Source organism: Peptostreptococcaceae bacterium (genome assembly GCA_016649995.1).
Taxonomy (GTDB): Bacteria; Bacillota; Clostridia; order Peptostreptococcales; family BM714; genus BM714.
The window spans coordinates 1-4,731 of sequence record JAENWJ010000083.1; the positions used below are offsets into that span (position 1 = coordinate 1).

Genomic DNA, 4,731 nt, shown 5'->3' on the forward strand with positions numbered 1-4,731 from the left:
ACACTGCAAGGTTTGCTGGATGAACTTGATACAATCGAGCTGTTTGAAGCCCCAGAGCATGGTCGCTTGATGGGTGAGGTTACAAAGAAACAGGAAAATATCTACAAAGCATTGGGGGTAAAACCACCCTCGTTATAAATTCCGGGAATCCAGGATGTTAATTAAAAGCATCAAAAGGTCAATAAGTGTAAAATTGATTTATACTTAAATTCAAATCATGAATGGGGAGTTGAGAACAATCGATTTTAGAGATAAAGCCAAACGCATAAGCGACAAGCTTATGCGAATCAGGAGAGGTTTTCATGAAAATCCGGAATTAAGTTTTAAAGAATTCGAAACAGAAAAAGAATCGTCGAAGTGCTAAAGGAAGTTGATATTGAAGTAATGGAAAATATCGGGGAAACGGGTGTAGTCGGAAGAATACAGGGAGACAATGCGGCAGGTCGTTAAAAACGCAAAAGCTTTGGCCGAGGCGCTTGAAAAGTATGGATTTAGAATGGTGACCGGCGGCACGGACAATCATCTATTGCTAGTTAATTTGAGATCAAAGGGTCTGACCGGAAAGCAATTCGACGAGGCACTCGAATCGGCAGGCATCACAGTCAATAAGAACATGATTCCAAACGATCCCGAAAAACCCATGGTTACAAGCGGTGTTAGAATCGGAGTTACGGCCATGACGATAAAAGGTGCAAAGGAAGATGACATGCGATTAATAGCGAATCTCATGAATAAAGTTGCCGACAATCCTGAAGATGAGAAAACCTTGAATAAAGTGGAAATAGAGGCAATAAAATTAAGTTCCGGATTTCCGTTATACGAAGGCATACTATAGCTCGCATTTTTAATAACTCCCTTGTTATTGAAAGGTAAAGAACATTGTTTTGACGGGTTGAAAAATTTTTTGTAAAATTCAAAAAAAGAAGTGCAAATTAATATTTTTGTAGTATAATGCAATTAAAGGTGGTCAGACCATCGGACGGTAGTAAGGTGGAACGGCAAAAGGGTGGGGACGTAATCAAAGGGGAGATTGTATGATAAAAGATTTTCAAAAGATAAAGAAAGCCACTATTTCCGAGACTATAATCGAACAGATTAAAAAAATGGTTCTTGATGGACAATTGACGCCTGGGCAAAAATTGCCATCAGAAAGGGAGCTGACAGAAATACTGGGAGTCAGCAGATCGTCGATCAGAGAGGCGATGAGGTCTTTGTCTTCAATAGGATTGGTTGATATTCGAAGTGGGGAGGGGACTTTTCTGAATGACAACACAAATTTGTTGACAGATCATTTCCAATTGCAGTGCTTGATGAAAAAATACAGCATACTTGAATTGGTTGAGGCCAGAAAAATGATAGAGATTGAAATAATAAAATTAGCAATTGTAAGAGGAAATTCAAACGACATTGATTATATTATAGAAAGATACATGGAAACGATGGAAAACAAAAATTCACCGTTAGAATTCATAAAGGCGGATTTCAATTTTCATATGGCCATAGCCGAGGCTTCCAAAAATCGTTATTTGGCTGAAATGCTGGCGGCAACAAGGGAACTGCTGCTGGAAATAAACACAGATGTGATAAGAAAACCGGGACAGATTGATAAGGCTATAATAACTCATGAGAGCATCATTGATGCAATCAAGAGCGGTGATATATATAAGGCGCAAGTGCAAATGGGTTCGCATATCGATATGGTTGCTGTTGTAATGGGTGATATTGAGTGTGGAAATGATGCATCCTGCACCAGTAAAGAGGATTTGCTAAAAACCGTAGAGCATTGATTGAAAGATAAATGTTTTATGGAATGATAATTAAATAAGCGCTAATCGATTCGCTTATTTTTTATACACAATTTTAAGAATAATCAGGCATTTGCCTGGGAAAGAAGGTAAAAAAATGAAGCTTAAAGAAATCGAAGGAATTAAAATGGAGGGCATGCCGTATTTCAATCCAAAATACTGGGTTTCGCCAATCAACTATGAACCGTCCATAATCAGCAGATATCCTAAGGACATACTGATTTATGATGTGACTCTTAGGGATGGAGAGCAAACTCCTGGCGTTGCCTGGAATGAAGACGAAAGAGTCCGAGTAGCCCTTGCACTTGAAGAGATGGGGATAAAAAGAATCGAGATCGGTATGCCGGCTGTGTCGGATTCTATCGGTAGAGCTGTCAAGCGTCTTATGAATATGAATTCAAAACTTGATTTAGTGGCTTTATGCAGGGCAAACAAGAAAGATATTGATATGTGTTTGGACATAGGTTTCAAATCGGTTATTGTTGAGCATTCCATTAACCCGTACCTATGCAAGCATGCTCTTAACCTGGACGTTGACCAATTGCTGGAACGACTCATAACATCTGTTGAGTATGCGAAATCGCAGGGACTGAACACAAACTTTTTCGGATGGGATGCTTTTAGAACTTCCATTCCGTATCTGGAAAAGATATTTGGCACCGTAGTAAGAGAGGCGAAACCAGATTCCGTGACACTTACAGATACTTTTGGTGTTGCATTGCCATCGGCAGTTAAGCTTACAGTAGAGAAAGTAAGAGCGGCTATTGGAGATGTGCCTTTGGAATTCCACGGACACAATGAATTTGGATATGGAACCGGTGCGGCGATGGCTGCCGTAGAAGGCGGGGCATCTGGAATCCATTGTGCGGTCAACGGCCTTGGAGAAAGGACTGGAAATGTTCCTACCGAAGAGGTTGTCATGGCACTCGAATTGTTGGTAGGCGTAAACACGGGAGTGGATTTGAGCAAGATTCAGGGAGTATCGAATTTGGTTTCCGAAATAGGAAAAGTTCCTGTTGCCAAGAACAAGGCAATTGTCGGGACGAATTTGTCCAAGGTAGAGTCAGGTCTGGTTACAGACATTGTTTACAGAATGAAAAAAATAGGAATAGATACCGGAATGTCTCCGTTTACTCCGGAACTTATCGGAGGCGAACCTTTCGAGTATGTAATAGGCAAGGGTAGCGGAAAGGCAAATATCATAGTATACCTCGAGAAGAACGGTTATGATCCCGAAAAAGTAACAAAAGAACAGATGGGGGAAATCATAGAAATGGTTAAGGCGGAAAGTCGCGTCAGAAAAGCCATTTTGAATGAGAAGATATTGATGGAAATCGTAAAAAAAGTTTTGGTATAAATCTAAAAACTAAGCATAGCAAAAGGAGGTGCAAAAATGCCAGTAGTCAGAATAGATTGGAGAGAGGATCCTATTAATAGAGGTGCCGAGCAAAAGAAAATACTTATAGAAAAGATCACAAATGCAATTCATGATACCGTTGGTGTAGACAAATCAAGAGTCATCATTTTGATCAATGATTTTCCGGGAACATGTGTTGGAATGAATGGAAAACCGGCAGTCTAAGTAGGTGGATAAAGAAATATGAAAGGATGTAGTTAGTTATGAGTAAATTTACAGTAGTTGTCTCCGATTCACCGTTTCCAGATGACCAGCCATTCATTGATGAATTAAATAAGCTGGATTGCGAGATTATCTTTGCTGATTTGCAGGACAAAGAAGGCTTTTATGATCTTTGTGGCAGGGCTGACGGGATGATAGTGACATATGCGGATATCAATGCTGAAGTGATTGGCAAACTCAAGAAATGCAAGGTTTTGGCAAGAACAGGAGTTGCGGTTAACAATATTGATGTTAAAGAAGCAACAAAAAACAATATATATGTGACGAATGTGGCTACGGCACAGGTAGCCGATGTGTCAAATCATGCCGTGACATTGCTTTTAACAAGCGTTAAAAAGATTCCGATGCTTAATGATCATGTTAAGAATGGCAATTGGAGTTTGAATATTGCTCAACCAATTCATAAGTTGTCAGGAAGTGTCTTGGGTCTGGCTGGATTCGGGCATATTGCAAAAGAAGTTTCGAAAAAGGTCAAGGCCTTTGGAATAGATGTAATTGCTTATGATCCGTATGTTAAGCAAGAAGTATTCGACAAACTTGATGTTAAAAAAGTCGAATTTGATGAACTTGTAACTGCATCTGATTTCATATCCATACATCTTCCTTTGAACGAAGCAACAAAAGATATGTTCGGTTATGAAGAGTTCGAAAAGATGAAACCTCAGATGTACATTATCAATACGGCAAGAGGTGGAATAATTAATGAGGAAGCACTTATTGATGCATTGGATAACAAGAAAATTGCAGGAGCTGGACTGGATGTTCTAGCGACAGAATTTCCTGGCAAGACTCATCCTCTTTACAAATATCCAAATGTAATAATAACGCCACATTCCGCATACTATTCCGAGGAATGTGTGGAAGATCTTCAAAAGATGGCGGCAAATGAAATTGTAAGGGTGTTAAGCGGAGAAAAACCGTTTTCATTGGTAAACAAAGAACTGTTATAAACTTTGAGACATGTTGTAGATACTTTGAATATGAAAAGGAGGATTATGTATGTTTAAAAAGATGGGTATATTTTTGATGGTTTTGGTTCTTGTATTTAGTGTTACGGCATGTGGTGAAAAAGCGTCAGAGGAACCTGCTGAGGGAGACGCGCCTGCTGAAGAGGCAGTAGCTGAAACAATCACATTGAAGGCCGGAATGGCAATCAACCAAGATCACCCTTACTATTTAGGGATTGAAAGATTCGCAGAAGTTGTAAATGAAAAAACTGATGGCAGAATAAATGTTGAAATATATCATAGCGGACAACTCGGCGGCGAAAGAGATTTGGTAGAAGGA

6 protein-coding genes are annotated in these 4,731 nt (G+C 39.5%); all 6 read left to right on the top strand.

Annotated features, from left to right (window positions below):
- The first annotated feature begins 433 nt into the window (after positions 1 to 433).
- A complete protein-coding gene (locus JJE29_09100; protein MBK5252772.1) occupies positions 434 to 835 on the top strand; it encodes a hypothetical protein in 402 nt (133 codons plus the stop codon).
- Positions 836 to 1,034: 199 nt separating this feature from the next.
- Positions 1,035 to 1,787 carry a FadR family transcriptional regulator gene (locus JJE29_09105; GenBank protein ID MBK5252773.1) on the top strand — a complete coding sequence of 251 codons (753 nt, stop codon included), beginning with the start codon at positions 1,035 to 1,037 and terminating at the stop codon, positions 1,785 to 1,787.
- Positions 1,788 to 1,902: 115 nt separating this feature from the next.
- Complete coding sequence (locus tag JJE29_09110; protein ID MBK5252774.1) at positions 1,903 to 3,162, top strand: hypothetical protein; 1,260 nt, start codon at positions 1,903 to 1,905, stop codon at positions 3,160 to 3,162.
- Between the two features lie 36 nt (positions 3,163 to 3,198).
- Positions 3,199 to 3,387, top strand: a complete 189-nt coding sequence (locus JJE29_09115; GenBank protein ID MBK5252775.1) for a tautomerase family protein — start codon at positions 3,199 to 3,201, stop codon at positions 3,385 to 3,387.
- 38 nt (positions 3,388 to 3,425) lie between these two features.
- Positions 3,426 to 4,394 carry a C-terminal binding protein gene (locus JJE29_09120; protein ID MBK5252776.1) on the top strand — a complete coding sequence of 323 codons (969 nt, stop codon included), beginning with the start codon at positions 3,426 to 3,428 and terminating at the stop codon, positions 4,392 to 4,394.
- 49 nt (positions 4,395 to 4,443) lie between these two features.
- On the top strand, positions 4,444 to 4,731 hold a 288-nt coding region (locus JJE29_09125), incomplete at its 3' end, for a TRAP transporter substrate-binding protein (GenBank protein MBK5252777.1).

What these genes read in the sequence shown, in the direction of transcription:
- JJE29_09110 (MBK5252774.1), top strand. Translation starts at nt 1,903, where the DNA reads ATGAAGCTTAAAGAAATCGAAGGAATTAAAATGGAGGGCATGCCGTAT.
- JJE29_09105 (MBK5252773.1), top strand. Translation starts at nt 1,035, where the DNA reads ATGATAAAAGATTTTCAAAAGATAAAGAAAGCCACTATTTCCGAGACT.
- JJE29_09100 (MBK5252772.1), top strand. Translation starts at nt 434, where the DNA reads ATGCGGCAGGTCGTTAAAAACGCAAAAGCTTTGGCCGAGGCGCTTGAA.
- JJE29_09115 (MBK5252775.1), top strand. Translation starts at nt 3,199, where the DNA reads ATGCCAGTAGTCAGAATAGATTGGAGAGAGGATCCTATTAATAGAGGT.
- JJE29_09120 (MBK5252776.1), top strand. Translation starts at nt 3,426, where the DNA reads ATGAGTAAATTTACAGTAGTTGTCTCCGATTCACCGTTTCCAGATGAC.